The organism is Methylobacterium sp. OAE515 (assembly GCF_041806315.1).
Classification (GTDB): domain Bacteria; phylum Pseudomonadota; class Alphaproteobacteria; order Rhizobiales; family Beijerinckiaceae; genus Methylobacterium; species Methylobacterium tardum.
In genome coordinates this window covers 4727717-4753034 of the sequence record NZ_JBGMUV010000001.1, presented here as the reverse complement: position 1 = coordinate 4753034, position 25318 = coordinate 4727717, and the positions used below count along the sequence as shown (strand labels likewise).

19 protein-coding genes and 2 pseudogenes are annotated in these 25318 nt (G+C 65.6%); 9 read left to right on the top strand and 12 right to left on the bottom strand.

The genetic code is table 11. The annotated features are described in order from the left end of the window. Nucleotides 1–13 precede the first annotated feature (13 nt). The 3 genes and pseudogenes from ABIE45_RS23255 to ABIE45_RS23245 form a co-directional block, all read right to left on the bottom strand. A complete protein-coding gene (locus ABIE45_RS23255; RefSeq protein ID WP_192710575.1) occupies nucleotides 14–706 on the bottom strand; it encodes a DUF4391 domain-containing protein in 693 nt (230 codons plus the stop codon). Beyond that, nucleotides 703–3975 carry a helicase-related protein gene (locus ABIE45_RS23250; RefSeq protein ID WP_192710576.1) on the bottom strand — a complete coding sequence of 1091 codons (3273 nt, stop codon included), beginning with the start codon at nucleotides 3973–3975 and terminating at the stop codon, nucleotides 703–705. Before ABIE45_RS23250 ends, ABIE45_RS23255 begins: the two co-directional genes overlap by 4 nt. 50 nt (nucleotides 3976–4025) lie before the next feature. Continuing rightward, nucleotides 4026–4726, bottom strand: a pseudogene (locus tag ABIE45_RS23245) (IS3 family transposase); the annotation flags it as partial. Nucleotides 4727–4940: 214 nt separating this feature from the next. On the opposite strand from ABIE45_RS23245, the gene ABIE45_RS23240 reads away from it, so the two are divergent. Both ABIE45_RS23240 and ABIE45_RS23235 read left to right on the top strand, forming a co-directional pair. Then, complete coding sequence (locus ABIE45_RS23240) at nucleotides 4941–5417, top strand: hypothetical protein (RefSeq protein WP_192710577.1); 477 nt, start codon at nucleotides 4941–4943, stop codon at nucleotides 5415–5417. A gap of 17 nt (nucleotides 5418–5434) precedes the next feature. Continuing rightward, nucleotides 5435–7039, top strand: coding sequence for a hypothetical protein (locus tag ABIE45_RS23235; RefSeq protein ID WP_192710578.1), 1605 nt, complete (start codon nucleotides 5435–5437; stop codon nucleotides 7037–7039). Here the strand turns inward: ABIE45_RS23235 and ABIE45_RS23230 are convergent. From ABIE45_RS23230 to mobF, 5 genes are all read right to left on the bottom strand, one after another. After that, complete coding sequence (locus tag ABIE45_RS23230) at nucleotides 6978–8732, bottom strand: type IV secretion system DNA-binding domain-containing protein (RefSeq protein ID WP_192710579.1); 1755 nt, start codon at nucleotides 8730–8732, stop codon at nucleotides 6978–6980. The genes ABIE45_RS23235 and ABIE45_RS23230 overlap by 62 nt on opposite strands. A 24-nt stretch (nucleotides 8733–8756) precedes the next feature. Next, on the bottom strand, nucleotides 8757–9206 hold the full coding sequence (locus ABIE45_RS23225) for a hypothetical protein (protein ID WP_192710580.1): 450 nt from the start codon (nucleotides 9204–9206) through the stop codon (nucleotides 8757–8759). Next, entirely contained in the window at nucleotides 9206–10042 is an 837-nt protein-coding gene (locus ABIE45_RS23220) for a hypothetical protein (RefSeq protein ID WP_192710581.1), read from the bottom strand. The genes ABIE45_RS23225 and ABIE45_RS23220 overlap by 1 nt, the downstream gene beginning before the upstream one ends. A gap of 203 nt (nucleotides 10043–10245) precedes the next feature. Next, nucleotides 10246–10614 carry a hypothetical protein gene (locus ABIE45_RS23215; RefSeq protein ID WP_192710582.1) on the bottom strand — a complete coding sequence of 123 codons (369 nt, stop codon included), beginning with the start codon at nucleotides 10612–10614 and terminating at the stop codon, nucleotides 10246–10248. Between the two features lie 151 nt (nucleotides 10615–10765). Beyond that, nucleotides 10766–13408 carry a MobF family relaxase gene (mobF, locus tag ABIE45_RS23210; protein ID WP_192710583.1) on the bottom strand — a complete coding sequence of 881 codons (2643 nt, stop codon included), beginning with the start codon at nucleotides 13406–13408 and terminating at the stop codon, nucleotides 10766–10768. 435 nt (nucleotides 13409–13843) lie between these two features. On the opposite strand from mobF, the gene ABIE45_RS23205 reads away from it, so the two are divergent. Both ABIE45_RS23205 and ABIE45_RS23200 read left to right on the top strand, forming a co-directional pair. Then, nucleotides 13844–14290 (top strand): DUF6538 domain-containing protein, encoded by a 447-nt coding sequence (locus tag ABIE45_RS23205; RefSeq protein WP_373622562.1) that lies wholly within the window; start codon nucleotides 13844–13846, stop codon nucleotides 14288–14290. A 226-nt stretch (nucleotides 14291–14516) separates the two neighbouring features. Then, nucleotides 14517–16142 (top strand): long-chain-fatty-acid--CoA ligase, encoded by a 1626-nt coding sequence (locus tag ABIE45_RS23200; protein ID WP_192710585.1) that lies wholly within the window; start codon nucleotides 14517–14519, stop codon nucleotides 16140–16142. A gap of 356 nt (nucleotides 16143–16498) precedes the next feature. Here the strand turns inward: ABIE45_RS23200 and ABIE45_RS23195 are convergent, their stop codons facing one another. After that, the gene (locus ABIE45_RS23195; RefSeq protein ID WP_373622560.1) at nucleotides 16499–17128 is read right to left on the bottom strand and encodes a glutathione S-transferase family protein; all 630 of its coding nucleotides are present in this window, start codon (nucleotides 17126–17128) and stop codon (nucleotides 16499–16501) included. Nucleotides 17129–17311: 183 nt separating this feature from the next. Here ABIE45_RS23195 and ABIE45_RS23190 point away from each other — a divergent pair, with 183 nt between their 5' ends. Continuing rightward, complete coding sequence (locus tag ABIE45_RS23190; RefSeq protein ID WP_192710587.1) at nucleotides 17312–17887, top strand: TetR/AcrR family transcriptional regulator; 576 nt, start codon at nucleotides 17312–17314, stop codon at nucleotides 17885–17887. 204 nt (nucleotides 17888–18091) lie between these two features. Here the strand turns inward: ABIE45_RS23190 and ABIE45_RS23185 are convergent, their stop codons facing one another. Together ABIE45_RS23185 and ABIE45_RS23180 are read right to left on the bottom strand one after the other, a co-directional pair. After that, nucleotides 18092–18520: a GNAT family N-acetyltransferase gene (locus tag ABIE45_RS23185; RefSeq protein WP_192710588.1), complete on the bottom strand. Its 429-nt coding sequence runs from the start codon at nucleotides 18518–18520 to the stop codon at nucleotides 18092–18094. Further along, the gene (locus ABIE45_RS23180; protein ID WP_192710589.1) at nucleotides 18517–19044 is read right to left on the bottom strand and encodes a hypothetical protein; all 528 of its coding nucleotides are present in this window, start codon (nucleotides 19042–19044) and stop codon (nucleotides 18517–18519) included. Before ABIE45_RS23180 ends, ABIE45_RS23185 begins: the two co-directional genes overlap by 4 nt. A gap of 209 nt (nucleotides 19045–19253) precedes the next feature. Here ABIE45_RS23180 and ABIE45_RS23175 point away from each other — a divergent pair, with 209 nt between their 5' ends. After that, nucleotides 19254–21806, top strand: a complete 2553-nt coding sequence (locus ABIE45_RS23175) for an EAL domain-containing protein (protein WP_192710590.1) — start codon at nucleotides 19254–19256, stop codon at nucleotides 21804–21806. A 129-nt stretch (nucleotides 21807–21935) separates the two neighbouring features. Here the strand turns inward: ABIE45_RS23175 and ABIE45_RS23170 are convergent, their stop codons facing one another. Beyond that, nucleotides 21936–22472 carry a GNAT family N-acetyltransferase gene (locus ABIE45_RS23170; protein WP_192710591.1) on the bottom strand — a complete coding sequence of 179 codons (537 nt, stop codon included), beginning with the start codon at nucleotides 22470–22472 and terminating at the stop codon, nucleotides 21936–21938. Between the two features lie 913 nt (nucleotides 22473–23385). On the opposite strand from ABIE45_RS23170, the pseudogene ABIE45_RS23165 reads away from it, so the two are divergent. The 3 genes and pseudogenes from ABIE45_RS23165 to ABIE45_RS23155 form a co-directional block, all read left to right on the top strand. Further along, nucleotides 23386–24207 (top strand): annotated as a pseudogene (locus ABIE45_RS23165) (zinc-binding dehydrogenase); the annotation flags it as partial. A gap of 74 nt (nucleotides 24208–24281) precedes the next feature. Next, nucleotides 24282–24887 carry a cyclase dehydrase gene (locus ABIE45_RS23160; protein ID WP_192710592.1) on the top strand — a complete coding sequence of 202 codons (606 nt, stop codon included), beginning with the start codon at nucleotides 24282–24284 and terminating at the stop codon, nucleotides 24885–24887. A 199-nt stretch (nucleotides 24888–25086) separates the two neighbouring features. After that, nucleotides 25087–25308, top strand: coding sequence for a hypothetical protein (locus ABIE45_RS23155; RefSeq protein WP_373622558.1), 222 nt, complete (start codon nucleotides 25087–25089; stop codon nucleotides 25306–25308). The last annotated feature ends 10 nt before the right edge of the window (nucleotides 25309–25318 follow it).

Sequence of the window (25318 nt, the reverse complement as noted above, 5' to 3'; positions counted from 1 at the left end):
TGTCTCCCTTTACTCACTCGCCGCAGCCCGCGACGGGATCGCCTGCTGTCAGGCGCTCCAGCTCTTGTTTGGCCGTGCGCAGCTCGGCATTGATGGCGACGCGCTTGTTGAATTGCTTCTCGCGGGCGAGGCGGGTCTTGATCCGGCCCACTTCCCGCGCCTTGGCCCGGATTGCTTCCATGCGCGCCACGCGTATCTGGATGTCTTCGCCGGCCGCCGACGGTGCCGGCATCATGGCTGTGAGAATCGCTTCGTAAAGCCCATTGAGATTGAGCGCGACCGGCAGGGGCTGGCGCGGCGCATCGTCCGGCGCCCAGTCGGTCGCGAAATACTCGCTGACCACCCACTTGGCCGCATCCGCATCGCTCGGCCGCTTAAAGGCGGCAACTGCTCTCCGCTTGCCCGACCAGGTGAGCTCGAAGATCAACGGAAAAGGAATGGCGCGATCAATGGCGCGCAGCACCTCGTCGTCCAGCTTGTTGGTCCGCAGGCTGACGCCGAACACCTGAATCTCGCTCACCGCTCGCGTAGCGGCGAGGTTGATGGTCTCGGGCGCCAGCTTGAATTTCCAGGCGATCTGATCGACCTGGGTGACGAACAGGTCCTTCAGCGCCGTATTCGCGCCAGCGTGCTCATAGATTCTCGTCTTGGGCACCACGCGGCCGAAGGCGGCCGCCTTAGGATAGTCGAAGAAGACGGCGGTCATGCAGGCACCTCCTCCACCACGAGGAAGGCGATCAGCTCAAAATCGTCGAGCCCGGCGATTGTGTGGACCAGCGCCGTGGTCCGCCCGCCACTGAACAGGCTGTCGAGGTCCTTCTCCTCCTTTACCTCGATCATCGACCGGATCGCCGCGCTTAAAAGCGCGGAGCATTGCTCCATCTTCCGACCGTCCTGCGTCCGCTCGTTGAACAGACCGCAAACCGCCTGGATCGGCTCAACCCGGCCCCGACAACTCGTGCGTATCAGATCGAGCAGCCGTTTTACCTCGGTATGGTCGACAACGACATTCCCATCACTGCCGACATAGACCAGATAATAGGGGTGAAGGCGGTTCTGCTGGTTGATGTTCACGCTGTCGTAGATGTTCTTCAGCGCGAAGATCACGCCCGGCATGAGCCCGAGCGCCGGCTGCGCCGGCACGACCGCGTGCATGCCGTTGGGCAGATGCTCAATGTCGCCGTTCTCCTTGATGTGGTTTAAGAGATCCATGCGGAAATCGTTGAGACCGAGATCGGTGATCGAGATTCCGGTCCGCACGTCCTCCAGCTCGATGGCCTCCTCCTGAAGGCGCTTGAGCTGGTCCTTCCGGTAGGCGATGTCGCTGCTCTTGGCCGTGAGCACGTTGTCGTCGCCCGTCGCCGTGACGTCGGCGATCACCATGCGGTTTTCGACGCGCTCCTTGAGGTTGATGTATTCGTCGAGCGAGATGTCCGGCCAGTAGTTGACAAGCTGGATCTCCGCGTTGGGCGATCCGATGCGGTCGATGCGCCCAAATCGCTGAATGATCCGCACGGGATTCCAGTGGATGTCGTAGTTGATCAGATAGTCGCAGTCCTGAAGGTTCTGACCTTCCGAGATGCAGTCCGTGCCGATGAGGATGTCGATCTCGCCGGCCTCGTGCGGCAGGACCAGGTGCTTCTCCTTGGAGCGCGGGGAGAACAGCGTCAGGACCGACTGGAAATCGTACCCCTTCTTGAGCGTGGTCTTCGGTGCGTCGGAGCCCGTCACCAGGCCGGAATTGAGCCCGTGGGATTGCAGGAAGGCCGGCGTCAGGTTGGCGTAGAGATATTTCGCCGTGTCGGCGAAGGCGGTGAAGATAAGGACCTTGCGGTTGCCGGGGTTCATCGGCTCCGCCACCTTGCGGGTGATGATGTCCATGAGGTGCTGAAGCTTGGCGTCGTCGTCGGGGCCGACCTTGTCCATCGAGGCAATCAGGTCGCGGATCAGGGCGAGGTCGGCCTCCAGGTCGTGCTTCCACGATGGCAGGTCCATGTCCGCGAGGCTGATCTGGATCTTTCTGCCGACCGTGAACTCGTCGAGGCCGGTCAGATCTTCGTCATCCGCATCGAAGCCGGGGTCGCCGAGATGGTCGATGACAGTCGCCGAACTCCCAGTCCGCTCGAAGGTCGAGATCGCATCGAGCGTTTGCGAGATGTTTCCGCCCAGCGCGTGCAGGGTTAGCCGGAAGGCTTCAACGGAGCTTTCCAACCGTTTGAGCAGATTGGTGGTCATAAGAGCCTGAAGGCTCCGCTCGCGATCCGCCTGGCGCAGCTTGCCGCGGCCGCCCTCGACCTGGGTGTCGTAGATCTCTTCGTATTTGCGCAGTCGGCTCGGCAGGATGTAGCTGATCGGGGCGTAGACGGCGAGCTTAAGCACCGACAGGTGGCTAAAGATGTCATTGAGCCCGAGCACGTCGGGCCGATAGGTGATCGGGCATTGATAAGACAGCGGCTTTCGGCGTTGCGGGAACTTGCCGATTTCCTTCGTGTCGTAGAACGTCTCGATATGCTTGCGCGACCGGGCGATCGTCACCGCGTCGAGCAGCTCGAAGAAATCGAAGTCGAGCGCCTTGAGGATGGCGGCGGCCGTCCTGTCCTGCGGCGGAAGCTCCGACCAGGCATTGAACGCCTTTTGGGCGCGCCGGAATATCTCCTCGACGCCGGTCTTGGTCTTGAGGTGCCGGCTGAGATTTTCGGACTCCCCCTCGTAGGCAAGGGCGAGCTGATTGCGTAGGTCATTGAACCGATTGTTCACTGGCGTTGCCGAGAGCATCAGAACTTTGGTCTTTACGCCGGAGCGGATGACCTTGTTCATCAGCTTCTGATAGCGCGTCTCACGGTCCTTGAAGACGTCATTGTTCCGGAAATTGTGAGACTCGTCGATGACGACGAGATCGTAATTGCCCCAATTCACGCGATTGAGCGGAATGCCGAACGACTCGCCCGAGGTGCGTGAGAGATCGGTGTGACATAGGACGTCGTAATTGAAGCGATCCTTAGCGAAGATGTTCGTTGTCAGATTTGTGTTGTAGTTTCGCCAGTTGTCGGCAAGCTTTTTTGGGCAGAGCACCAGAACCGACCGATTGCGTAGCTCGTAATATTTGATCACTGCCAGTGCGGTGAACGTCTTGCCGAGGCCGACGCTGTCCGCCAGAATGCAGCCGTTGTGCATTTCCAGCTTGTTGATAATGCCGGTCGCTGCATCGCGCTGGTAGTTGAACAGCTTGTTCCAAACGAGACTGTCCATGTAGCCAGTCAGGTCATTCGGCAGCGCGTCCTGATCGATCTCGTCGAGGAAATCCTGGAAGATGTTGTAAAGAATGTGAAAATATGTTCTCTCTGGAGAATTGTCCTGATAGATAGACTCGATGTGTTCGCAGATAGCGGCCGTTACGTCGCAGACCTTTTGCGCGTCGCTCCAAATTTGGTTGAAGAGCTGGAGATAGACCTGCGTATGGGCAGCGTCGTCGATATGAGTCACAAAGTTCGAGACCGCGTCACCCTTCTGGTAGCCCAGGTCAACGGCCGTAAAGCCGCTAATCGGCATATAGGCGACGTCGCCTGCTTCCGATCCTGCATGAATGAACTGCTGCATCGGCGCCCTAGTCGTGTTCGACCTGAAGCGCGCCTTCTTGCGAATCCACTCAGCGCATTCTCGGGCGACCGCTCGCTGGGTCAGCTTGTTGCGAAGCTGTATCTCGAATTCGGTTCCGTACAGCCCCCGTTCTCGCGTCGTCTTAAAGATGAAGAACTCTCGCCGCTCCTTGCGCAGACGGTCGGTCACTTCCATCGGCACAAAGGTCGGGGCAGTGAAGATGAACTCAAGGTTCTCAATTTTCGACAATTCTGATTTGAGTGCCTCGAAGGCGTAGATCGAAAAGCACGACGCGGCGATTTTCAGTTGCGTGCCGCGGCCCACCGTCGCCTTCAGATCGTCGCCGAGAGGCAGCGAAGTGTTATCGATGATTTTCATCGCCCCCCTCCTACGCATAAGCACGTTCTGATCCTACCCGGATTCCGCGGATCTCGAGTCGCCCTCCGTCGCTGATGGACGAGCTCGACCTTGAGGATGTGGAGGAAGCTCTCCAGCGGGGTGTCGTCGTAGCAGCAGGCGTTCCGGCTCATCGACGGCGTTTCCCCCATTCTGGCGAGTTGCCTTCGATAGGCCTCGGCCGCCTACTGGCTGCCGCGATCCAAGTGGAAGATGAGCCCGGCTGCCGGTCGCTGCCGCTGGGCGGCCATCATCAGCGCAGCCACGCTCAACTCCGTACGCATGTGATCGCGCATCGACAAGCCGACGATCTTGCGGATGGCCAGATTGAGGACAGCGGCAGGTGGAGCCAGCCCGCTCCAGTCGGCAGATAGGCGATGGCGGCCCGCCAAACCGTGCTGGGCCGCTCGGGCGAGAAGTCCTGCTTCAGCAGGTTTGGCGCGATCGGAAGGTTGTGATCGCTTTCCGGCGTGCAGGACCGGAATTGACGACCTGCCAGGCCGCGGAAAACATTCCGGCGCATGAGGCGCTCCTCCCGACTGCGACTGGTGAAACCGCCCTCGACCCGCACGCTGGCGTGCTCCTGCAGAGCTCCGGAGCGCCGGTGAGGGGCGGCATGGATACGCCAGACATCGAGCAAGAGTTGGCGCTCGGAGACCGAGCGGGCGCGCTTGGGCCGTAACCGCCAACAACTGAAGTCCTTGGAGGCGGCTGCAAGCACGCGGCTCATAACCCACATCGTCGGAGCGGATCACTATGCCGCACCAAAGGACGGCGCCGTCCCGTATCAGAAAAGCGTTTCCCTGCCCGCTCAGCATCGCAAGGTGCACAGGTGTGTAGAGAACATTTTTAAACTTTTGGGAACCTATCCGAACGGTTCTCATATGCTCGCAATTGTTTGGTTCGGCTTGATGGTAGAATAAGTCATCGCTGATAAACTAGACGTTATGAGCGAGGTCGATCCGCAGAATTGGGCCGAGGACATCGCACGCAACCTCTCTTATGGAGGCGAGCGCGTGCCCTTCCAGCGCGTGCTGCGCGCCCATCAGTACGGCCTCGACGCCCTGCGCGCCCGCGGGCTTACCTGGCAGAGTCTGGCCCACCTTCTCTCACGGGCCGGCGTCCGGCGTCCCTCCGGGCAACCCTACACCGCCAACCATCTGCGCATTTGCGCCACGCGCCTGGGGCCGTCGGTCGGCGATGGTGGCTTCGGACGGCCCCTGTCGTCCGCTCGCCGACGGTCGTCTCGCCCAGCCGCGACTTCGACTGCGCCCACCAACGTCGGGGGACGGGGTCGCGCGTCGGCGCCCAGGTCGCAGGAATCTACCTCCCATCGCTCGCAGACAGACACGGTGGCGGACGACAAGGACGTGTCCGTCGACGAGATCGCCGCCGCCCGCGCCCGCCTGCGCCAGACCCCTTGAGCAACCCGGAGCCTCCTATGCCCCTCGACCTCGCAGACCTCGCCGACCTTCCGCATCCGCCCGAACTCGACGGTCCTTGGGAGGAGGCCCCCGACGACGGGGTCCGCGAGATCTTCCCGAGCGATCCGGGCTACATCGCCTCGATCTACCTCGACGCCGACCGGAGCTGGACCGAGATCCAGCGCCAGCAGCTCATGGCGCATTATACCGCGCGCTTCCCAGGTCGCCGCCTCGACTTCTGCACCGTGTCTCGCGACAGCCTGCGCTACCGCCCGCTGTCGCTGTTCCCGGAGATGGAGCAACTGTTCCTGCAGCAGGGCCACGTCTGCGACCTCGAAGGGCGCCGTTTCGGCGACAACGGACAGCAGCAGATCCTGTTCGTCCGCCACAACCGCGACGCCCTCGACATGGCCACATTCATGCTCTGGGAGATGCTTCGGCTCGCTGGCCCCGAGCTGAGGCTGTGGGATCCGCGCGGTGACCGCGGCGAGGCCGAGCACGCCGCTATCGTCGACACCCAGACGAACCTGCAGCTCGGCCATCTCCTTGGCCGTCCCAGCGGACGAAGGGGCGACCGCCTGATCGAGATCCAGCTCGTGGAGCACGCCGGAATGCTGCTCGGCTGCGGCCAAGTGACCGGCGAGCACCGCGTCCACCTCGCCGAGAGCGTGGCCCCGCGCGGCGCGTGGAAGGCGGCGCAGCAGGCCGACACCTGCCGCGCCCTGTTCGGGCGTTCGCCGGAGGCCATCCGGGCGCAGGTCGCGTGGGAGGTCGCGAACGCGGCTACCCTGTTCGACCACCGCCGCGACTGGCCCGCCGACCATGCCGAGCGGATCGCTCGGGGCGTCCCGCCCGCAGCCGTCACGCCCGGAGCGGTGGCGACCTGGTACAGCCAGGTGCTAACCGCGCTGCGAAAGGCCGCCTGGGAGGCTGGGGCCCGCGCCTCGACCTTCGTGGCGGGACAGGACGTGCGGCGCGAGGCGGAGGTCCATCGCCGTCCGGTCGGCGTGGCGAGCGTGCCCAAGCTCTACCGGACCGCGACCGTCCGGGCGCACATCGACCGGGCTGCCGACCTATTGGCGCAGCACCTCTCCGAGGTCCAAGGCAACTGGATCGCCAAGGATCAGGTCACCGCCGGCTTCAGCACCGAGCAGTGGCTCACAGCCGCCCTCCACGGCGCGAGCGTGCACCGCGACGATCCCGCCCAAGAACCGGAGGCCGACCGCGCGCTCGCCGCCTGGATCGGCGATCTCAAGCGCTTCGGTCACGCCCATCTCGACGTGTTCGATGCCGAGCGGCTCCTCGGTCTCGAAGAGGACGGCTTTGAAGGGCGGGACCGGTTCTTCCGGAGCCAGTTCTCGGAGGCCGTCTGGGAGGCGCTGTTTGATGCGGCCGCCGAGGTCGATGGGGGGAAGGACACCCTGGAGGTCACCTACGGCTGGTGCGCGGATCCGGCCGCCCCCTGGGGCGTGGAGCGGACCGCGGATCTCCTGGCGATCCGAGGCCCGCTCCTGAGCTTCCCGACCTGCGAGGCTGCCTGGTGGGCGGACAGGGCCGAGGTCATCCGGCGGCTGGAGGAGTTCCTGATCCCCGATTCGGCTCCTGTTTCACGTCGGCGGTGACGGGATCGCGCGTCCACGGGGCCGGGATATATCCCCGACCCCGCTTGGCCCAGCGGGTCGGCGGCCAGTCGAGGCGGTAAGCGGTCCCGGCGTAGTGCAGCACGGCGCGCACGACCTCGCGCGACGTGCCGGGGTGGAATAGCCCGACGTCCTTCTGCAGCTGCGTCGCCGAGAAGACCGGCAGCTCCCGCTCCAGCGGCTTCAGGGTGCCGGTGTGCTCCGTCGACTTGTGGGTGTTGCGCTCGCTGCCGCGGATCGTGCGCGTACCGAGGCGACGCGCCGCATCCTCGGCCCCCTCGCCGGCGACGTGGCGGCCGTAGATTTTGATTTGGAACAGATCCGACAACGTCTCCGCGCTGTCTTCGTAGTACTCGTGCAATTGCCATACCGACTGCAGTGCGATTATAGTTACCAACTGCTTCTCTCTTCCAACAGATAGACCGCCGACCAAGCCTTCGATTTTGCCGAGCTTGTAGAATTCGTCTAAGATCATGGTTACCTTTGGCTTGCCGGCCTCGAAGTCTGGGCTGGTCACCCGCGCGCAGATCCGCTTGAGGATCCCGCCGCACACCGCCGTCGAGAGCTGTGGGAAGTCCGGGTTGGACTGCACGATCAGCACGCCCGGCCCCGCCCAGTCCGGCGCGAGGAAGCGCTTGAGCGACAGGCGCCGGTCCGCCGGGTGCCGCGACCAGGCGAACGCCAGGGGGCGCAAAGTGGTCAGCGCCCCGGACAGAAGGGTGGCCATCACCCCCTCGACCGTCTTGGACACCTCCTGGACACCCTCCGGTCCCAGCAGCGGGCTGGCGCTGAGGTCGAGCCCGGAGATCCGGGCCTGGATGTCCTGGGGCGCGGCTAGCAGTGCCTCCAATAGAATCTGCGCATCCCAGGCACCGCCGCGCTCGGCCCGGATCGCCGTGATGACGTCGGCCAGCACCAGGCGTGCCGTGTCGGACCAGAACGGCTGCGTCGAGGCCGGGACTGCGTCCCGGGCGAATTCGGCCGCCGCCGCCGGCCCGTCGATGTCCGCGCCGAGATCCCAGGCCCAGCCGTCCCTGTGGGTTGGGGAGATCAGCACGACGTCCCGAGCCCGGAAGGCGCCGGCGACGTCCCCCTTGGCACAGTGGAACACGAGCCGGTCGCCGCGCGCCATCGCAGACATCCCCAGCGCCCGACACAGGTTCGACTTGCCGGACCCGGGCGCGCCCAGGATCATGATGTTGCGCGTCTCTAGCGGGCGCGGGACCGCGAGATAGGGCGCGAGCCACAGCCCGGGCTCGTCCGACCAGCCCGCCTCCTCCATGAAGGCGCGCTGGAGGTGCGTCCGGGCGAGGTCGCCCCGGAAGACCTTCGGATCACCCGGGTCGGGCTGCCGGAACGGCTCGGTCGGCGAGGTCTGCGTCCAGACCCGGTAGGCCGCCCAGGCCCCGAGACACAGCCCGATCAGCCCAGCGCAGCCGAGGCGCAGATGGATCGGCTCGTCGAGCTGGCCTCGGACGAATTCTCGCCACACATCGGCGGGGGCGAGGATGAGGTGGCTCGTCCGCACGGGATCGTGGATCGGCGCGCCAGCCAACAGGACGAGGAAGGCGGCGAGTCCAAGGCCCAGGCCGGCGGCGAGGCCGGCCAGGACCGCGTTCTCGGGATGGCGGCGCGGCGTCAGGCCGACCCAGAAGTGCGGAAGGGGAAAGCTCATGGGAGTCTCCGATCGATGTCGCGGTCAGGGCTGCGGGAAGAAATGCAGGCCGGCGAGGCACAGGCCGGTCAGCAGGATGCCGAGCGCGATCACTTCGACCGTCACCCGATCGGCCAGCGCGGCGCGCCGGCGTCGGCGCTCGGGCCAGTCGGCCGCCGCGATCACACCGGGCCGATCGGCCTCGGCCGTCGATCGCCGGTTCTGTCCCCGACGCGCCGCCGGGCGCGTCGGCGCGGGCGTGGCCGCCTTCGCCTCGCGCCGCAGGGCGTGGATCAGGGCGCGGAAAAACGCGCGCTGCCCACTAAGGCCGAGCTTGCGCAGCCGGTCCGGGTCCGGCGGCCGGCCGTCCCTCACGCACTCGGTTACCAGGGTCTGGATGCGGTCCTTGAGTTCGGCGAGCTCCTCCGCCCGATTGCGGGCGAAGTCGATGACGATCCGCGGCCGGCGCGGCGGGGGCTGATCCGGGGCGTCCATCACCGGCCCCCCTTCGGCAGGGCGATGACCCGGTCGAGCTCGGCTGACATCGCCTGGAAGAATCGGGTGACGTGGCCGCGGGCGAGCTTGAAGTCGCCGGGCTCCATGTTGAAGTGCTTCGCGCCCTCGGCGACATCCATCGCCATGACCTTGATGAAGCGCATGCCCGCCTCCTCGAAGGGCTGCCAGAACTCGCTCAGCATCGCGGGCATGACGAGGTGGGGCGCGTCCGCAACAAGCGGTTGCAGCTCCGCCTCGTACAGGCGGCGGGCCGGACTGCTGGGCTTGAGCGCCCCGAGCGCGCCGCGCTCGAAGCGGTTCTCGACCAGGACGAGGCGCGCGCACGGGATGGCCTTGCGCAGGGCGCGCCAGGTCATGGCTGCCCCCTCGATCGCCTCGGGGTCGGCCTGGAACGGGACGAAGCCGATCATAGGCACGCCCCAGTCGCGCAGGTCCTGATCCAGCTCGACGTCGCGGAAGAAGTCGCAGACCATCTCGACGTCCTTGGCGCCGGTGTCGAACTCGACCGAGGTCCCGGTCGCCTTAATGCGCGAGCACGCACTGTGCAGCGGCGTCAGGGCGGTGCGCAGCAGCGCCGGCTCGGTAAGCAGGCGCTCGGGATCGGGCCGCAGGCTGGTGACGGCGGCGCCGAGCATCCTCTGCAGGCGCGGCTTGTCGTCGGTCTGGAACGCCACGAAGGGGTGGTCGGCCAGCACGAAGGTGTCGGCCAGGAGCGTGGCTTGCATCGTCTTGCCGACGGAGGACTCCTGGCAGAACGTGCCGACGAGACCCGGCAGGGTGACGGGGAAGGCGGGGTTCCTCTGGGACTTGGCCATGACGCAACTCCGGGATGGATGACGCAGGTTTGAGCGGACGCGATCGCCGTCGGCCGTTGTAGACACTTGCGCGCCGCTATGAGTAGACTGTGATGATCGGCATTATTGGGGACATCGGCGGCGTATTTGCTGCCGATGTATTTGTTTGTCTCGATCTGTTCTACATTATTATTGGAGAACGCGCCGATGATCTATCGAGATGCTCAGCGCACGATCCGGAGCCGGCGGCCGATCCGGTAGAGCAGGCTGCGCCGCCGGATGTGCTCCCGGTAGATGCTGAAGGCCACGTACCCGCGAGCGACGGCAAGCAGCGTGGACAGCACTGGCAGGAGCGCTCGCAGCCGAGCTTCATCGAGGTCCGCGAGCCCTCGGCTCACGCGATCGTGGTGTTCACCACGGCCGGGCAGCCCGAGCGCATCGGCCAGGACCGCTTCGGCGTTGTTGCCCCGGTTGATGTCGCCGGGCCCCATGATCAGGCAGAGCACCTGCTCGGTCTCGCGAGCCAGGATCATCGCTTCCGCCTGCACTGTGACGCGCCTGTCGCACATGTCAGTCCCCTTCTGCTTCTCCATTCGGATCTCCCCGCCGACGATGTGATCGGCGGGATCCGAATGGGTCGGGGTCTTCGCCGCCGACCCCCGCACCATCGCTCCGTTCGGAACTTGCCCACCCGGACTGCTGGATGGGCAGGCCGCAGACGGGGTTCGGAGGGGTGGGGGTCGCTCAGAGCACGCGGTCGCGGTCGCGGTCGCGGCGCTTGGTCCGCCTGGTCGCGAGCGGCGCATCCGGTCCCGCCAGGACGTCGAAGGTCGCAGTCTTCGTGCCGCCCCGCGACAGGCGCGCGCCGAGGAAGGCCGCGCGCTCCTCAGGCGCGACCGGCGATCCCGCCGAATCCGGATCGCGCCTGGCGCGTAGTTGTGCGTCGAGCAGCCCGGCATCGAGCACGATCCGGGTCGGGCCGCGCGAGCGGCTCAGTGCCACGTAGCTGTCGTGCCGGTCGAAGCTCGCATCGAGGACGACCGTCGCCGTCTCCGCAGTCAACCCCTGCGATGCGTAGGCGCTGACCGCGAGGTAGTGCCCGAGCCGTGCGCGCCCGTCAGCGTCGACCAGATCCCGCGTCGAGAACCGCACCGGAGCCGTGCCGATCCGCGCGGTTAGGAAGAGATGCCCGTCGGGCTCTGGCGCGACCGCCACGACCTGCCCGGTCGTGCCGTTGATCACGCCGGAGCCGATTGCGTCGTTGCGCACGCCGAAACGGATGCGGTCGCCCACGGCGAGCCCGAGGCGATAGCTCCGGCCCGAGGCGTCGGCTGCCACGACAGCGTGCTCGGGGCCGGTCAGGATGCCCTGTGCGCGCCAGCGCGCTCGGATCTCGGCGTTGAGGGCGCGCACCACGGTGTTCGACTTGGCGATGAGCAGGTGGTCGGCCTGCGGCGATCGCGTCTGTTCGGCCATCCAGGCGGTGACCGCGGCCTGGACTGTCGCCCGCGCGCCGTCGTGCTCCTCGACGTGGCCGTGCTCGGCGAAGAGGCGCAGCGCCTCGGGCACCGCGCCTTGAGACAGGGCGGCGACGGCCGCGCGGGCATGGGCCGCGCGCTGGCGGACTATAGTGGTGACCCGGGCGGGGGCCACGACCTCGGCTAGGAGACGCAGGGCCGGTCCGGCGGCGATCGCCTGGAGCTGCGCCCTGTCGCCGACCAGGACCACCTTGGCCCCGCACTCGCGGGCGAGGGCGAGGAGCGCGTGCATCGCGCGCGAGCCGAGCTGTCCAGCCTCGTCGACGAGCAGCACGCTGTCGCGGTCGAGCACGGTCTTGCCGGCGCGCGCCTGGGCGAGGAGGCTGTCGACCGCCCGCGCCTCGACTCCGAGCTCCTCGCGCAGCATATGGGCGGTGCGCCAAGCGGTGGCGGTGGCCAACACCCTCCGGCCCTGGGCATGATACTGATCGGTCACCACCTTTAGGGCCGTGGTCTTGCCTGAGCCGGCCGCCCCCTCGATCAGGGCGAGGGCGCGCGGGCCCGTCGCGAGGCGGGCGGCCGCGCGCTGCTCCTCCGACAGGCCGGCCGCGGTGCAGGCGCGATCGATGGTAGCCGCCGACACGGCGCGCCAGCGCTTGGCCGCGAGGTGGCGACCGTGGTCGACGAGCTCACGCTCGATCGCCACGAGCTCGGGCGTCGAGAACAGGGCGTGGCCGTAGCGGTCACGACCGAGGACGCAGAGCCGTCCGCCCCCCTCCAGGCGCGCGACTTCGGGCTCGATCCGCTCCGGCCCCGCCCCGGTCCCGACGAGCGCTGCGGCCACCGCGGCGATGAGCTGGCGACGCTCGAACACGGACTGGGTGCGGGTGAGCTCGTTGGGCAGGGCATCGATGCGGGCTCGAACCAGGCGCTCGCGCTCCTCGGGGGCGGGTGGGCTCACCAGGCGCACAGACCGCGTAAACTCTGCGCCCAGCCCCTGCTCCGCCGCGCGCTCGCGCCAGTTCCGGAACTGGTCGCCGGTGCCGGGGCGCTTGTCGGCACGCGAGGCGCGGTTGACCGCCGCGGCGAGCGCGGGCGCAGCGGCGCTGGCCAGGTCGTACTCGGCCAAGCGCTCCTCGACCTGTCGCCGCCGGGCCGAGAAGTAGGCCTTGACCGGCTCGGGGATCGCCGGTCCGTCGCGGCCGGCGAGTTCGAAGATGCCGTTGCGGCCGGTGGGGACGACGCCGTATCCGAGCCGTTGCAGGCCGGCGGCGAGGCTGGCGTGGTAGACTGCGCCGCAGGCCATCTTGTGCGCGTAGATCGCGCGCCCGTCGATGGCGCCGTGCAGGCGGCGCGTCCGGCCGCCCGCGTCGGTGACGGTCGCCTCGCCGAGATTCGCCACGCACAAGTGGGTGTGCAGGTCCATGTCGGCGAAGACGCACCCGTCGAGGTGGGGGGCGGGGCGGGCCTCGGCGTGCTGGAACGCGGCGACGCTGAGCTTGGCCGGCAGCACGACCCGACCGCCGCGTCCGCGGCGGATGAAGCCGGCCTCGCGGTTGAGCAGATCGGTGACCGCCTGGGCCGCTTCGCGCTGGACGGCCTCGATGGCCGCCCGATCCTGCGTGTCGGCCAGGGCATAGGCGATGCTGACGCTCTTAGGAGCGGAGAGGGTGACGTCGAAATTGCCTACCCGCCGCCCCGGTGGCTGGCGGACCAGCGGGCGCCCGTCGGGTCCGAGGCCGCTGTGTAACCGCTGGAACAGTTCCGGCTCGACCTCGGTGCCCGGCGCGAGGCCGAAGCTGTCCGGCTGGGACAGCCAGGCGCCCTTGGGTTCCTGGCCACCGAGATAGTACTCGCTGCAGCGCAGGTAGTATCCGGGATCGACGCTCTTTCCGACGGTCGCGACCATTCTCGCCTCCTGATCGGGAGGCAGGATCGCTGGATCGGGCATTTGCCCGCCGAGCGGCTGGGTGGGCACGCAGTTCGAGCGGATCGGCGAGGGCCGCGTGCGTATCCGAGCCGCGTCTTCCACTCACCTTACTTCGCTGAATTACTCGGTTCCGCTAAGCCGGAGCGGTCGAGTGCAGGTGGCGCGATTGAGCGAATGAGATAGAGGGATGACCAAAAAGTAGATCCATCACAGCTTGCTCGGCGTCACACATCGATGTACGACAACGCGGCTGCGACGCTGCGAAGTGCTGGCGCATCAGCGACTTACATTGGCTAGCGCTTAGGTGAGAATCCTGGCGCCCCAGCCAAACGCCTGTGATGCTCAACCCGCCGTTGCTTCTCCGGCTGTTTTCGGACCCGCCCGGTCCGATCGCAACGTCCAGGCCCACTCGGGATGTCCGCAGTTCTGGACGGCAGGGAATCACGCCTTGCCCCGCACCAACCTCCACCGCCGCGGACAGACGATCCTGTTTCGTCGTACATCCCCCACGATCTGCGCCCACGGTTCGGCCAGCGTGAGATCCTGCGCTCCCTCGGCCACGCCACACCCGGCCAGGCCCGGCGAATGGCGCAGCGTTTGTGGGAGAGGACAGGGACCTTGTTCACCCTCGTCCGCTTCAACCGATCGCTTTCACCCGCAGACATCGAACGGCTCGCCGAGCGATACCTCGAATCTGAGTCCCTTAGGCACGACGGTCTGATCGCGACCATCGGGCACTATCCCGAACCTGAGGATCTGCCCGCCGCCGACACAGTTTTTGGACACGCCCCAGTCTACGGCGGCGATCCAGCCGAGCTGGCCGTCATTGGAGGGCCGCCCGATAGCCGACATTCAATTTGAGGTCTGATGCCGCTCTGTCGTTGAACTTGGCAGCACCCCGGAAGCAGACGCTGACGCAATCAAGTTTGATCGTCTGGGTGATGGCACAAGATCGCGTGCCACCCGAATCCCTTCCGACACGAAATGCACTAAGCTCGGCGCCAACGGGCCCCAAATGCCCGCTTGCAAGTCCGCGTTCGAAGAGGTCGGATGCCTCCGCGCGGCCAAAGGGAGGCACAGGCGCGCCATGCTCGGCCAGATGCAGGACTGGCCCCTGCTCATTCACCGCATCCTCGACTATGCCGAGGCCCAGCACCCTCATCGGGCCGTGATCTCGCGCTCCGTTGAGGGACCGATGCACCGCACGACCTATGCGGAGATCCACGAGCGAGCGCGGCGGCTCGCCAAGAGGCTGGAGCGGGACAGCATCCGTGCGGGCGACCGCGTGGCGACGCTGGCCTGGAACACGTGGCGCCACTTGGAGGCGTGGTACGGCATCACCGGTATCGGTGCGGTCTACCACACGGTCAACCCTCGCTTGTTCGAGGATCAGATCGCCTACATCATCAATCATGCGGAGGACCGGATCCTCCTCCTCGACCTGACGTTCTTGCCGCTGGTCGAGCGGTTGGCCGAAGATTTGCCCACGATCGAGCGCTTCGTCATCCTCACCGACGCGGCTCACATGCCGCAGACGAACCTGCGCGACGCGGTCGCCTACGAGGCGTGGATTGCAGAGGCGGACGCGGACTTCGCCTGGGCGCGCCTCGACGAGAACGCGGCGGCAGGCCTCTGCTATACCTCCGGCACTACGGGCAAGCCGAAGGGCGTGCTCTACTCGCACCGGTCGAACGTGCTGCACGCAATGGCCAACAACAGCCCGGACTACATCGGGCTCAGGAGCCGCGACGTCGCGATGCCGGTGGTGCCGCTGTTCCATGCCAACAGCTGGTCGCTCGCCTTCCTGGCTCCGATGACGGGTGCGGGCTTGGTTCTACCCGGCCCCCGGCTCGACGGCGCATCGCTGCACGAGTTGCTGGAGCGGGCGGACGTCACTGTGACGGCGGGGGTGCCGACGGTTTGGCTCGGGCTGCTTCAGCACCTCGACGCCACGGGGCGCAGGCTCGCTCACCTGCGCCGTATCCTGATCGGCGGGTCGGCCTGTCCGCGCGCTATGACTGAGCGCTTCGAGCGCGACTACGGGGTCGCCGTGATGCACGCCTGGGGGATGACCGAGATGAGCCCGATCGGCTCGTTCTGCGCGCTCAAACCCGAGGTCGAGCGCCTGGACGAGGCGTCGAGCCTCGACCTCAAGACGAAGCAGGGATACCCGCCCTTCGGGGTCGAGTTCCGCCTGACCGACGATTCGGGCAGCGATCTGCCCTGGGACGGCGCCACGCTCGGCCGCCTCAAGGTTGCAGGCCCAGCGGTGGCCAAGGCCTACTTCCGGGACGGCACGCCGATCCTCGACGACCGCGGGTTCTTCGATACCGGTGACATCGTCACCATCGACCCGAATGGCTACATGTCGATCACCGACCGCTCCAAGGACGTGATCAAGTCGGGCGGCGAATGGATCTCCTCGATCGAACTGGAGAATCTCGCGGTCGGCCACCCCGACGTGGCGGAAGCGGCGGTGATCGGCATCGCCCATCCCAAATGGGACGAGCGCCCGCTGCTCGTAGTCGTGCCAAAGGCCGGCCGCACGCCTGACAAGGCTGAGATCCTCGCGTTCATGCGCCCGAGCATCGCCAAATGGTGGCTGCCGGATGATGTCGTTCTGGTCGAGGAGATCCCGCACACGGCGACGGGGAAGATCCAGAAGACGAGGCTGCGGGATCAGTTCCGGGACTATCAATGGCCGGGCGTGTGATGCCGGGTCGAGCACTGACCGCGCGGACCCTCTGGCGAGGGTTGAACCATTTGCGCTTCGGCCGCGGATCGGTCGTTTGCCGTCTGCTTTCGTGGCCCGTTCGCTCAGAAGCAGACCGGCGGCTTTCGGCCAAATCCTGTCCCGACGGCGGGCGCATCTAAAGGGCTAGGCTGGGTGGATTTCTGCCGGTCCGCTTTCAGGCGAGAATTGGCAGAAGCAGACGCCACCGTCGCGCCCACTCACGACCCAAGCCGGTCGTGGGGACCTTCGCTGTGGCATCTCCAAAGCAGCCATCGCAGTACGCCGCTCAAAGCAGCATTGCGGTCGGACGGTTGCCACGCCCGACCGCCGAACGCTCATGTGCGATTGTCGATCTCCGGCACACCGCTGCTACGGTCCGCATACGCGGCGATGAAGGCCGGTCGAGCCTGCCAGCGCCGCCAGAAGGCATCGAGATGCTCGAAGCGCTCATCGAGCGGAGTGGCGTTGACGGGGAACTTGGAGAACGCGATGGCCGTCGCCAACGTGATGTCCGAGAACGTCGGCTGATCGCCTCCCAGCAGCCACGCCCGGCCGTCGGAGAGATGCCGGTCGACCAAACCGGCATGCGCCAGGGCCACCTTGCGGGAATGCTCGCCCCAGGCCGGATTGCTGGTCAGTTCGAGCTTCGGGCCCAGACCCTGATGCAGGACGTGGAATGCCGTGACGATGGGATAGAGGATGTGGACCCACACCCGGTTGTCCCACATCTGATCGAGGCCACGCTCGTGCGCCGTCCCGCCCATGATCTTGCGGCCTTCGAACGTGTCGTCGAGGTAGCGGGCGATGGCGGAGGTCTCGCTCAGGTAAGAGCCGTCGGCGAGCGCGAGCGTCGGTGTCTCGCCCCAAGCGTTCATCTTCAGGTGCTTCCAACCCCGCTGCTCGCCCACCGGTGACATGTCGTAGACCGTCTCGTCGAAGTGACCGGCGATGCCCTTCTCGTGCATGAAGATCCGCAAGCGCTGCGGGTTCGGGAAGGCCGAGGGTGAGGTGAAGAGCTTCAGCTTGTCGGACATCGTCGGCTCGCTTTCCTGAGGCGTTTGTCTGTCTGTCATATGACAGGTTGGAAGCTAGGACCGAGATCTTGTGCTGTCAACCCCTGTCTGCCATATGACAGGTGGAGGTTGAACATGGCAGCGACGTCAAAGGGGAATGTGAGAGAGGCCATCCTCGTGGCCGCCAGGGAGGCGGCGATGGCCTATGGCTACGGCGGCCTCAACTTCCGCGACCTCGCGGAGAGCGTCGGCATCAAGGCTGCCAGCATCAACTACCACTTCGCCACCAAGGCTCTCCTCGGCGAGGCGGTTGCACGGCGCTACTGGGAAGATATCGTCCGCGATCTCGAAGCCATCTCGACGAATGCCCGAAGCCCAACCGAAGCGTTGCAGCAATACCCGAGCATCTTCCGGCTATCCCTGGAGCGCAACAACCGCATGTGCCTGAGCAGCTTCATGGCGACGGAACATGACGAGCTGCCCGAGCCAGTGTTGAAGGAGGTGCAAACTTTCGCCGACGTGAACGTTGCTTGGCTATGCGAACATTTGATCGCTGCCAAACTCGCCTCGCCAGCCGAGGGTGAGTTAAGGGCCCGCGCCATTTATGCTGCTGTCGCGGGGGCGCAGATGATCGCTCGCAGCCGTTCGGATGTAAAAGTGTTTGATAACTTGATCGAAAGCTACCAAAAAATCGGATTGCTTCCAACCTAGTTAAGCTTCGTATCTGGAAATTGCGTGTTTGGGTGCTTCCGCCGGATCAGATCCACGCCGGACGACCGGTTGAGCGCATATCTCATCCAGACGCAGACCAGCTGTTTTTCACCCTGTGCGGTCGTTCCACAACCGCCCCGTTCCGGGCCACCCGGCGAGGACGACGAGCATGAGAACTCGCCAACGTAACGCCGACGGGCGAAGTCAATCCGCCAGTGTCTTGGACATCCATATGTACGCATGGCCGGGAGGCACATCGAGCAACCGACACTCCTCCGCATATCCCGACTTCCTGTAGAACTCCGGGGCCTGAAACGTCATCGTCGCCAGCCTGACCCTGCGGCACCCATGTTGGCGCGCCGCGTCTTCGGCCTTCCGTAGCAGACGCTGTCCGATCCCCTGCCGCCGTCTTTCCTCCTCCACCCAGAGAATCAAGACGACGAACCAGTCCCACTGTATCAGGCCCTTGAGACCGCCCAACACCCGTCCCTGGTCGTCACGGCATACAAGCCAGAGGGGCTTGGTCGGGTCGGGGCCGTTGTGAAGTTCGTTGAAGCGGTCCAGCCCATCCTCGACAATCTTCGCCGTTTCCGCATCGATGTCAGCACTGACCGTGATGCGTTCGCGTGTCATGGGCGGTCTCCAGGTCGGTCCGCTCCGCCGTAGGGCGGCATTGAGGCGTTGGCCGCGGTATCAGATGTTCGACGACGTGCGCCCGCGCCGGGGCCACTGGGTCCTTTGCCCGGCCCAGGTCCGGCGGTCATGCTGACGGTGACACGATCACCGGGCGTCTGTGTAGTGACAGTGCCCACGAGGGGACCCTTGATCGCCGGGCAGCCCGTCGTGACCGGCGGCGCGAAGTTGGCGCGGTTGGTGCTCGCCCCGCCGGCGGCACAGATCATGTCGGCTCTGGCGATGGCGTTGTTGTCGCCCTGGATGGCCTTCGCATCGGTTGAGTTCGCGGACAGCGGGCAGGCGGTTGCCGACAAGTTGGCGTTCTTCTCCAGGTGCCCGCTGCCCTTGGCTGCGGGATCGAGGGTGAGCAGGCACAGGCACATCTTGCCCATGATGGTGACGGCCGAGCGCACCGTGATCGGCACGATCTTGATCCCCACGAAGGCGCCGAAGGCGAGCTTGAAATTGTCGGTTGCAGTCACCTACCCCGAAACGCCATTCCGGTCGCGGCTGATGCGTTGCGTGGTTGCGACAGGCGAACGCCTCAGCTCACCAAAACAATACGAATTGCCAAGTACAACGCGGTAACCATTCCTTGAGAAAAGTAGATATTGCACTGCACATGCCGAACAGGGCCGCGATTGCTTAACGGATAAGCCTCTATGATTGCCCTGATCTAGTAGGGGTCGTAATGTATCCGATCTCAGCTGAGGGAGCGGGCATCCCATTTAAAAATGATACGGTCGGAGATGCCGCCGCGGCGTCCGACTACGATGCCCAGCGTCTTGCTGAGATTGCTGCCCAGTTCGGCCGCTGGCGCATCAACGTAGCCGACCGGACCATTCGCTGGACGGAGGGCGTGGCTTCGATCTTTGGCGTTGCCATGCCGGATCGTGGCTTGATGCCACTCGATCAGCACCTGCGCTTCTACCATCCGGACGAACGCGACGCGGTCCGCACACGCATCGAGGCCGTGATCCATGGAGCAGAGCCGAGCCTGCAGGGTACCTACAACGGACAAGCTCGCATCGTTCGACCGGATGGCGCAGAGCGCACCGTCATCATCCGCGGCGTGCCAAAACGCGACGCTTCGGGCGCGGTCACCGCTATCGTCGGCATCCTCCTGGATGTCACCGAGCAGGCATGGATGCAGGAGAAGTTGCGCGAGACGAGCGAGCTTCTGCGCACCACACTGGAGAACATGGATCAGGGGCTGATCCTGTACGGCCCAGACATGTGCGTGCGCCTGCATAATAGGCGCGCGAGGGAGCTCCTCGACCTGCCGGAAAGCGTTCTGTGCGAGGGCAGCCCCTACGACGTCATCAACGCCTATCAGGTCGCCCGTGGCGAGTATCAGACGAGCCCGGACTCGTTGATGGGCGCTCTCGATGCCGCCGACCTCGCCAGCTTGCCCGACGTGTACGAGCGGGCGCGACCAAACGGAACAAGCCTTGAGGTGCGGGTCGTACGGCTTCCGGACGGGGGCTATGTGCGCACGTACAGTGATACGACACGACGGGCCGAGAGCGAGCGCGCGCTCTTGGCGAGCGAGGCGCGACTGCGCGCGAGCGAGGATCGCCTCGCCCATGCCTTGGACAGCGGCAACGACGGCCTCTGGGACTGGAACCTGGTGACGGGCGAAGCGTGGTTCTCCGACCGCTGGTTCCGGATGATTGGGTACGAGCGGGGCGAGTTGAGGCCGAACCTCGAACTGTGGCCGCAGGTCGCCCATCCCGAGGATGGCGAGCGCGCTGTCAGCGCCATGCGCGACCACCTGCGCGGCCTGACAGCGACGTATGAATGCGAGTACCGGCTCCTGACGAAGAGCGGTGGCCAGATCTGGGTTCTCACACGCGGCAAGGTCGTCGGTCGCGACGCGAGCGGTCGCGCGCTCCGGGTCGTTGGCACGCAGATCGACATCACGCGGCGCAAGGCGGCCGAGCAGCAGGTGGCCCACATGGCCACGCACGACGGCCTGACCGGACTGCCCAATCGAGCGCTGTTCCGCGACCGGCTCGAACAGGCGTTCGCGGCTTCACGGCGCCACGGCGACGGTTTCGCCCTGCTGGTCTGTGATCTGGACCGCTTCAAGGTCGTGAACGACACGCTCGGCCACTTGGCGGGGGACGCAGTCCTACAGGTCGTCGCCGAACGGTTGCGCGCTGCCGTGCGCGACGGCGACACGGTCGCGCGACTTGGCGGAGACGAGTTCGCGATCATCGTCAGCCGCCTTGATGGTTCACAGAGCGCGGGTGTGGTTGCTCGCCGCGCGATCCAGTCGATGGAGCAGCCGATCGAGCTTGACGGACGACGGATGAGCGTCGGCATCAGCATCGGCATTGCCCTGGCACCACAGGATGGCTTCGACGGCCAGAGCCTGTTCAACCACGCTGACATGGCGCTCTACATCGCCAAGACGGCCCCGCACAGCGAGTGCTGCTTCTACGATCCCAGCATGAGCACGATGGTTGCGGTGCAGGGCGAACGCGAGCAGACATTGCGGGAAGCGCTGTGGCGCGACGAGTTCACGCTGCACTACCAGCCGATCGTGTGTGCCGCAGATGAAGCGGTCAGCGGGTTCGAGGCGTTGCTGCGTTGGCAAAATCCGACGCGCGGCTTGATACCGCCCTCTGAGTTCATCCCGCTGGCCGAGGAAACGGGCCTGATCGTCGCGCTGGGTGAATGGGCCCTGCGCGCCGCCTGTCGCGAGGCCGTATCGTGGCCGGATGACTTGCGTGTGGCGGTCAACGTCTCGGCCGTGCAGTTCCAGCAGCCCGGGTTGGAGCAGGCCGTCCTGGGGGCGTTGCTCACGTCGGGACTGGCGCCGCATCGGCTTGAGCTTGAGATCACCGAAAGCGTGTTGATGCGGGACAGTGAGGCGGTGATCGCCTGTCTGCACCGGCTGAAGGCTCTCGGCGTCCGCATAGCGCTGGACGATTTCGGCACCGGTTTTTCATCCCTGAGCTACTTGCGCAGGTTTCCGTTCGACAAGATCAAGATCGACCGCACGTTCATCCGCGACATCGCTGACCCGGATACGGCCTCGATCGTGCGAGCGATTGTCGGCATCGGTTCTCGACGGGGAGCTATTATCACGGCTGAAGGTGTCGAGACGCAGGATCAGTCCGAGAAGGTGCAACAGGAAGGCTGCACCGAGATGCAGGGCTTCCTGTACAGCAAGCCCGTGACCGCGTCCGACGCTCTAAGCTTCATACGAACGCACCGGAGCAGGCACGCGGCTTGATGTCACGAGCAACATCGGAGATCCTGAGCGGCCATGCCGCTTTCGACCCGTTGCAGCCGTCCAGACAACCCTCCGCACTTCCCGAAAGCGGCCGTAGACGCAACGCTGTTCAAGGTCGGCTCGGTGTGGTCAGCGGACCTCTCCGAGGCTGAACGCCGAGACCGGGTCAGGCCAATGAAGGCGCAAAGCGGGTCGGACGCCCCCGCCCGGCGCGTCATGCATGCTTCGCTCAACAACTACGCCGCCAAGACGTTCGTAGAAGCGGCGGGCCGGCATATTTTGCTCGTAGCACCACAAGTAAATTCCAGCCCTTCTATAATTATTCGCCGACCATTCTGCAGCATGTTTCAACAGTACTGCGCCCAGTCCCCGTCCTTTTGCCGCCGGCAGGAGGTGAAGATTGTCAATCAACGTCCCCCATTGATCATCCTCAGCCCCCACGGCACAAACAAAGCCAATAGGCTCGTCAGCGGCTTCGGCGATGATGATGAGTTCGTGCGGGTCCTGCTGCGCGATCCGGGACATCCAAGCGCTGAGCCGATCCTCCTCGATCGGACCGGCCAGGAAGTTAGGATTGAGGATTGCACGATAGGCGCTTCGCCAACTCGCCGTGTGGAGACGTGCGATCAGCGCCCCGTCGTCTGCCGTGGCAATCCGCATCTGCATGGCTGATCTTTAAGGCAGCGCCGCCACGGTTCGCAATGCGTCGAAAAAAGGCGCGGCCGCTACGTTTGTTTCCCTGTCGATGCATTGCTGCCCCGAAGCGGCATGGCGAAAAGCCATCCGAACCGACCAGGGCCTTCTGTGGGGCCTTCTCGTCCTGCTGGCCGCCTGCGGGCACCAGCACCGCCGACAGGTGCCTGCGATCGGGTCCTCACCCGATGACGCGCTGGCTCTCTTACGTCCTCGCGGCCATCACCGCCGATCTCTACTGAACAAAGAGTGCGCAGGCTGCGTTGATGTACGATCCCAGACTTGGGACGATTGAGGAAACGCCCATGCGCATGAAGATATACGGCCTTTCGGCCGCGCTTGCTGTTGCTCTCACCAGCACAGCCTATGCCCAACAGCCGGCCGGCGGCGGTAGCGCTACGGGCAACATGAACAACCCGGGTTCCGTGAAGAGCGAAGGGCAGAAGGCGACCGAAGAGACAACAGGTACCAGCACCCGCTCACCCGCAACTGGCGCCGCGGCGGTGCCCGGAACCGGCACCGTGCGTCCTGGCGTCGGCGCAGGCGGGAGCACAACCGCACCCGCACGATGAAGTCCTCGGGCGTACTCGCACGACACGATCGGTGAGTTCTTGGCAGGGGCCGCCTTGGAGGCGCCTCTGCCAATACCACGCTGTCGAGCAGCAGCTGGAGGCATCACGGCAGCCACTCGGGTCTGCTCCCGACCCAACCCGGCCGCCCGGACAGATGTCGGCGTTCCTCCAAAGCGGCTGTTCGTCAAACCGCCCGCAATTTCGGCTCGGCTGGCAACTGGACCTTGGCCCTTCGTCCTGAAGCCGACGCTCTACCTCCGGCCTGCGGCGATCTCTGCCCGTGGTCCAAGCACGCGCCGGCCCAGACGTCGTCAGCGCTTGGCCACACCACCGCGGGACTGTTCGGGTACACCCACCTCACGGGCGGGTACCAGGGCGGGCAGGCCGAGTACGTCCGCGTGCCGTTTGCCGACAAGACCCACATCAAGGTGCCGGAGAACCTGAGCGACGAGCAGGTGCTGTTCCTCGGCGACATCTTCCCCACCGGCTGGCAGGCAGCGGTGCAGGCCGATATCCAGCCGACCGATACGGTCGCGATCTGGGGCGCTGGCCCCGTCGGTCAGATGACGCTGCGCTCCGCGCTGCTGCTCGGGGCAAAGCAGGTGGTCTGCATCGACAGCGTGCCCGAGCGCCTGGAGATGGCGCGCGCGGGCGGTGCGATCACCATCGACAACAGCCAGGGCAGCACGGTCGAGCGGCTGAACGAACTCACGGGCGGCAAGGGCCCGGAGAAGTGCATCGATGCCGTCGGCATGGAGGCGCATTCACCGCGCGCGCTCGAACACGCCTACGACCGCGTCAAGCAGGCGGTGAGGCTGGAGAGCGACCGCGCTTCAGTGCTGCGCGAGATGATCTATGTCTGTCGGCCCGCCGGCATCCTCTCGATCCCGGGCGTCTATGGCGGGCTCATCGACAAGGTGCCGATGGGAGCCCTGATGAACAAGGGACTGACCATCCGCACGGGGCAGACCCACGTGAACCGATGGACCGATGATCTCGTCAAGCGCATCGACGACGGTCAGATCGACCCGTCCTTCGTCATCATCCATCGGGCCAAGCTCGAACAAGGGCCCGAGATGTACAAGACATTCCGCGACAAGAAGGACAACTGCATCAAGGTCGTGCTCAGACCCTGAGTGGCTCCGCGGCCCGTCGCGCTACAGCGGGCCTGCTTACTTCGCCTCTCCCCAGCAGCAGCGAGGAAGTCAGCATGTCCGAGGCTATGACTCAACGCCGCCGGAGCGGCCCTCCTGATCGCTCTGAGTTGCCGGGCTACCTCGTTTCAGATCCGCGCCGCAGGCCAGATCCCGCAACCAGAGAACTTGCCCAAGGCTTAGGTTGGTTCTCGATCGGCCTCGGGCTTACCGAGGTGGCGTGCGGCGGCGCCATCGCTCGCTGGCTTGGAATGCCGCGGTCGGCCCCGGTCATCCGAGCCTACGGCGTGCGCGAACTCCTGCAGGGGATCGGTATCTTGGGTGCAAGCGACCCGACCCCGTGGATCTCGGCACGTGTGGCCGGAGACGCGCTCGATATCGCCACGGTGCTGCCAGGGCTTGAGGGTCATAATCCGCGCAAGGACAACGTGGTGATCGCCCTTGTGGCTTTGGCCGGCGTCACCGCAGCCGACGTGATCTGTGCGCGGAACCTCTCGGAAGCCCCGCTCGCTCCGTCTGAGAAGGTCCGACGCGATTACCGCCAGCGCAGCGGCTTCCGCCGTCGTGCCGAGGCGATGCGGGGCGCGGCACGCGGCTTCAAACCGCCGCCCGACATCATCGGCCCGGAAGCGATGCGTCCTTGGACCCTAACCAACGCCTGAGGTCGGAAGGATGGCTGGCCTGATCCTGCCCGTCCTCGAACAGGCATCGGGCGTGCTCGTCATGGGCCTCGTCCTCGCCGACATCTTCCTGAGGGTCCTCTAAGCGCGCATCGGAACAGGCCTGATCGCGGACAGGATCGCCCATCTCACCTGGGCGATCTTCCGTGCCGCCGATGCGGCCGGGCAGAAGCGGAGCGCCGTGCTGTCCTTCTGCAGCCCGGTCGTCCTCATCGTCTACGTCCTGCTCTGGACCTTGGGGCTGACCCTCGGAGCCGGTCGGATCATCCACCCCAGGCTCGGTGGGGCGGTCCGGGCGAGCAGTGGCGAGACGCCGGCCGACTTCATGACCGCGCTCTACGCGGGCACCAGCAGCACGGCGTTCCGCTCGTGCGCGCGCCTACATGCTCAAGTTTATGGGTGAGGGCCTGACA